The organism is Mesorhizobium sp. M7A.T.Ca.US.000.02.2.1 (assembly GCF_003996995.1).
GTDB lineage: Bacteria > Pseudomonadota > Alphaproteobacteria > Rhizobiales > Rhizobiaceae > Mesorhizobium.
The window spans coordinates 1-3,756 of sequence record NZ_RZTT01000511.1 but is presented as its reverse complement, the minus strand read 5'-3'; the positions used below and the strand labels follow the sequence as shown (position 1 = coordinate 3,756).

Sequence of the window (3,756 nt, the reverse complement as noted above, 5' to 3'; positions counted from 1 at the left end):
CGGCCGAAGATCTTGCCGCCCTCGCCGAGATCTACCCAACCGCCGAGGCGCCGCTCCAGAAAGTCTTTGACCGCGATTTCACGCGCAATCCAGACGGTTTCGTCGAAGCGCTGCTCGACGCGCGCGATATCGTGGGTACCTATCTCGCCGAGACGCTGTGGGCTCTCGCCCCGGATTTCCTGGACTATCGTGACGTGGCGAGAACGATGCTCGCGGTCGACGACCGCGTGACCGGAGGAGAACTATCAAGCATCATCTTCCGGGATTTCGACCGAAGAGGGATTTTTCGCTACCGTGCCGGGCCTCGCCTGACGAAGCCAGACCGAAAGAGCCATGTTCATGAGGGTCGAACCGCTCGTCCACGGGATCAGGTGCGTCTCCCGGATATGAGCTATTTCGAGAAATATTGGATGTCCAGAAGTGGCGCCGAGCTTTGATCGACATTGCAGAGGATGGGGTGATCCATGATAACTGAAACCATTTTAAATACCTCGGCCATACACTTGTTCGGTAGAGTTCTTGAAGATTTGAAGCTGAAGAAGAGGATCGATGGGGGACGGCCTCCAAGACCTGGCAATAACAGATTCCTGCAGAACCAGATCGACGCCTCCGGCAGCCTGCTGGCAAGGATCTATGCGTTCACCTTCGAGGCGCAGTTCTACGAGCTGGCCAGACCGACCATACTTCTTGTTCATGGGCCTGGCACCGCGGTTGATTATCCAGCTCCGGCGGACACCGATCTGAAGGTCATGAGCCGCGGTCCAAGCGACCCTGCCTATACCGGACTGTCATCGCAGATAGGCTCGTTTGCGCGCGGAATGCAGGTCTGGGTGTACGACAAGAGTGACCTGACAATGCGGCTGGAGCTCGACACGGGAACGCTCGAAGATGTTCTGTTGGGTGCAGAGCTGGACCCGCATTCGTTTGGTCGGTCGGGTGGAGCAATGGGGAGATCTGGTGGTGCCATGGGGCGATCGGGCGGCGCCATGGGCAGGTCAGGCGGTGCGATGGGGCGGTCCGGTGGCGCAATGAACCGCAACGGGCGCGGCGATCTCGACTAGCGTTCCCGATTGTCATTTGAGAATGCCAAAGGGAGATGGATCATGGCAAGAGTAGATATAGTTCGCGTCGATACACCTGAAGGGAACGCTGTAAGAGCCGGAGAGCCGATTAGTGTGAGCGTGACGGTCTCCCCGGACCGGGGCTGGTTTAACGACACAGAGTACCTGGTAATTGATTTTATTTATGCTGACACTTCAGACATAGCCTCATGTTTATTAATCAACGACAACGACACTAACATCGAAGACACGACAACAATTAACTTTAAGCTTAAAGCGGAATCCGGCGCTCTGACCGGAGAATACTATGTTCGGATCACAAATAATTACTTCGAGGAGACCATCGTAAGCGGCCCTGAAGACGGAACTATCACTGTGTCCTCAAGTTAATCACTTGCGCTATTGTCACGGCCGTTCTAGTGCGAGCCAGGGTGAAATCAGGTCGATGGCCGCCCCGCCTTCCGCAGCGACGCCTGATGCACCAGCGAGGTCCAGCTGTTGGTCGAGGCGAGGTGGCAATAGAGCAGGCCGAGCGCGCCTGATTTGCGCAGGTCGAGAAACGCCTCGTCGCTCAATTTGTTGAAGGCCGGCTCGTCGATCACCTGGAAATCGGTGAGGTTGAGCACCTCGCCGCCTTCCAGTGTCACCTTGCTCTGGCGTGGCGAAAACAGGCCGTGCGCATCGATCTTTTCGACCATCTCGCGGGTGGCTCGGAAGTCGATCTGGAACTGATTGCAGAAGGCGAGCGCCTGTTTGGTCGCTTCGGTTGGCTCGTTGCCGGTGAAGAACGGCAGGATCTTGTCATCGCGGGACGGCGCCAGCAACTGGTCGACGATGCGGTCGCTGGTCCGTTCGACGCACAGCGTCAGCCGGCCGGCCGATGTCGGGTCTTCGGCCAGGATGAAGGGATAGCGGCGGACATAGGCGGGGATGTAGTGCGGCGCGGTCCATTTGCCTTCGGCATCGACGAACAGATTCTCGTTCTGGCGCACGCCGGTGATGATCACCGGCGCCTTGGCCGGGCCGATGAAGACGATCGGGTAGGAGCGCATCGCCGCCGGCATTTCCGACGCCACCACCGGAATGGCGTGCGCTGAGCGGGCGAAGCCGAAATCGCTGCGCGCGGTCAGGGCCAGCGAGCCATGCCGCGCCGGGTTGAGCGCCTCGGGCCTCGAATAGAACAGCGGCATCGCGTCGCTCGTCACTTCCGTCTTTGCATCAGCCATCATCCGTCTCCCGCACGCCCATCAGGCTGCCAATGGTCCCGAAGCCGGGATCTATGCTTGTTTGCGCTGATCTTGGGTCGAAAGGAATCCCGCGCAGGAACAAAGTACTACAGCGTCTCTTGCGCGCATAAAAGGACAGGCGGTGCTGTATTTTGGGATTGCGGCGGCCGATTGCCTTGGGAACACGACCGCCAGCCTGCCCGCCTCTGGACAGCTTGCGGCGAAGCGGCGACAGTGCCTCCGCTGGAGCAAATCCAGGAAAAGTGTGGAGCGGTTTTCCCCTGGCGATTGCGAAGAAACAAAAGCCGGATCGGATCAGCGATCCGAACGCTGAACCGCTCCAGCGGACAGATTGAGGCAAACGGAATGGCGTCGGTGTCGGATTTCGAGCAGGGACAAACCTTCACCATCGAAGCCGGCGGCCGGCAGATCCCGCTCGAACTCAGCGCGGTCAAGCCCATCGCCGCCAGCCCGCGCCCGGGCGGCGGCTTCTCGCTGCTGTTCAAAGGCCCGCGCGACATCGCACTGCCGCAGGCGACCTATCTTTTCACGGGGGAAAGCGGCAGCCACGAGATCTTCATCGTGCCGGTTGCGGCCGATGCGACGGGGCGGCTGTACGAGGCGGTGTTCAATTAGGACCCTGTTTTGGGCTGCACGCAGGCCTATCGCATCGTGACAGGGCCTGATGCGACAATCCTTGCCGCCGGCGCCGCCCCTCACTGTCCTGCCGGACATCTCTCCCCGTAAACGGGGCGAGAGTGGCTGGCTGCGACGCCGGCGCCTTTCTTGCAACGCTGGAGATTGGCGAAATCCGCGATGAAAGCGTCCCTCTCCCCGGTCACTATACGGGGAGAGGATGCCGGCAGGCAGGTGAGGGGCAGCGCAAACGATGACCATAGACAATGATCGCATCCGCCAACAAATCGGTTCCGACGATCATAGATCGTCGCCCCCCGGCGGCGCACAGGCCATCAGGTCATAAACGCCCTTGTCCTCGACGACCGCGAAGCCGAGCGCGACATAAAGCCGTCTCGCCGGATTGTGCTTCTCGACATGGATCGACGCTGATTTGCCGGCTAACCATGCCTCGTCGATGAGGTCGCAGAGCAGCGCGGTGCCGTAACCCTTGCGGCGATGATGCGGCAGGAAGGCGATGTCGATGATGCGGTGCTGGGTTGGCCAGCGCTCGATATAGAGGCGGCCGATGTCTTCGCTATCGCCTTCCACCACCAGCCAATCGGCCTCGGGATAGTGTTTTCGGTAATGCGCGTGCTGGGCCTGGAACTGCATGCCGAGGAATTCGGCCTTCTGCGCCTCGCTCCACGACGTCACCGCGAGTTCTTCGAAGCGGGTCGAGGCATAGAGCCGCGACAGGAACGGCAAGTCCGCCTCCAATGCCGCACGAAAGCGGAGCCCGGCCGTGCCAGACCGGGACCAGACCGGACGGGCCTGCTTGCCTTCCGCCACGC

The 3,756-nt window shown here is 60.3% G+C and carries 5 protein-coding genes and 1 pseudogene; 4 read left to right on the top strand and 2 right to left on the bottom strand.

The window, feature by feature from the left end; translation table 11 throughout:
• The 3 genes and pseudogenes from EOD15_RS36005 to EOD15_RS30490 all read left to right on the top strand — a co-directional run.
• Window positions 1-437, top strand: a pseudogene (locus EOD15_RS36005) (hypothetical protein); the annotation flags it as partial.
• 27 nt (window positions 438-464) lie between these two features.
• Window positions 465-1,061, top strand: coding sequence for a hypothetical protein (locus EOD15_RS30495; protein WP_127267587.1), 597 nt, complete (start codon window positions 465-467; stop codon window positions 1,059-1,061).
• Between the two features lie 42 nt (window positions 1,062-1,103).
• Complete coding sequence (locus EOD15_RS30490) at window positions 1,104-1,451, top strand: hypothetical protein (RefSeq protein WP_127320977.1); 348 nt, start codon at window positions 1,104-1,106, stop codon at window positions 1,449-1,451.
• A 47-nt stretch (window positions 1,452-1,498) separates the two neighbouring features.
• Here EOD15_RS30490 and EOD15_RS30485 read toward each other — a convergent pair whose 3' ends face one another.
• Entirely contained in the window at window positions 1,499-2,287 is a 789-nt protein-coding gene (locus tag EOD15_RS30485; RefSeq protein WP_127320976.1) for a SapC family protein, read from the bottom strand.
• 57 nt (window positions 2,288-2,344) lie between these two features.
• Here EOD15_RS30485 and EOD15_RS37085 point away from each other — a divergent pair, with 57 nt between their 5' ends.
• Complete coding sequence (locus EOD15_RS37085; protein WP_245463808.1) at window positions 2,345-2,923, top strand: hypothetical protein; 579 nt, start codon at window positions 2,345-2,347, stop codon at window positions 2,921-2,923.
• A gap of 300 nt (window positions 2,924-3,223) precedes the next feature.
• Here EOD15_RS37085 and EOD15_RS30470 read toward each other — a convergent pair whose 3' ends face one another.
• Window positions 3,224-3,754, bottom strand: coding sequence for a GNAT family N-acetyltransferase (locus EOD15_RS30470; RefSeq protein ID WP_127409129.1), 531 nt, complete (start codon window positions 3,752-3,754; stop codon window positions 3,224-3,226).
• Between the last annotated feature and the right edge of the window lie 2 nt (window positions 3,755-3,756).

What these genes read in the sequence shown, in the direction of transcription:
- EOD15_RS30495 (WP_127267587.1), top strand. Translation starts at nt 465, where the DNA reads ATGATAACTGAAACCATTTTAAATACCTCGGCCATACACTTGTTCGGT.
- EOD15_RS30490 (WP_127320977.1), top strand. Translation starts at nt 1,104, where the DNA reads ATGGCAAGAGTAGATATAGTTCGCGTCGATACACCTGAAGGGAACGCT.
- EOD15_RS30485 (WP_127320976.1), bottom strand. Translation starts at nt 2,287, where the DNA reads ATGGCTGATGCAAAGACGGAAGTGACGAGCGACGCGATGCCGCTGTTC.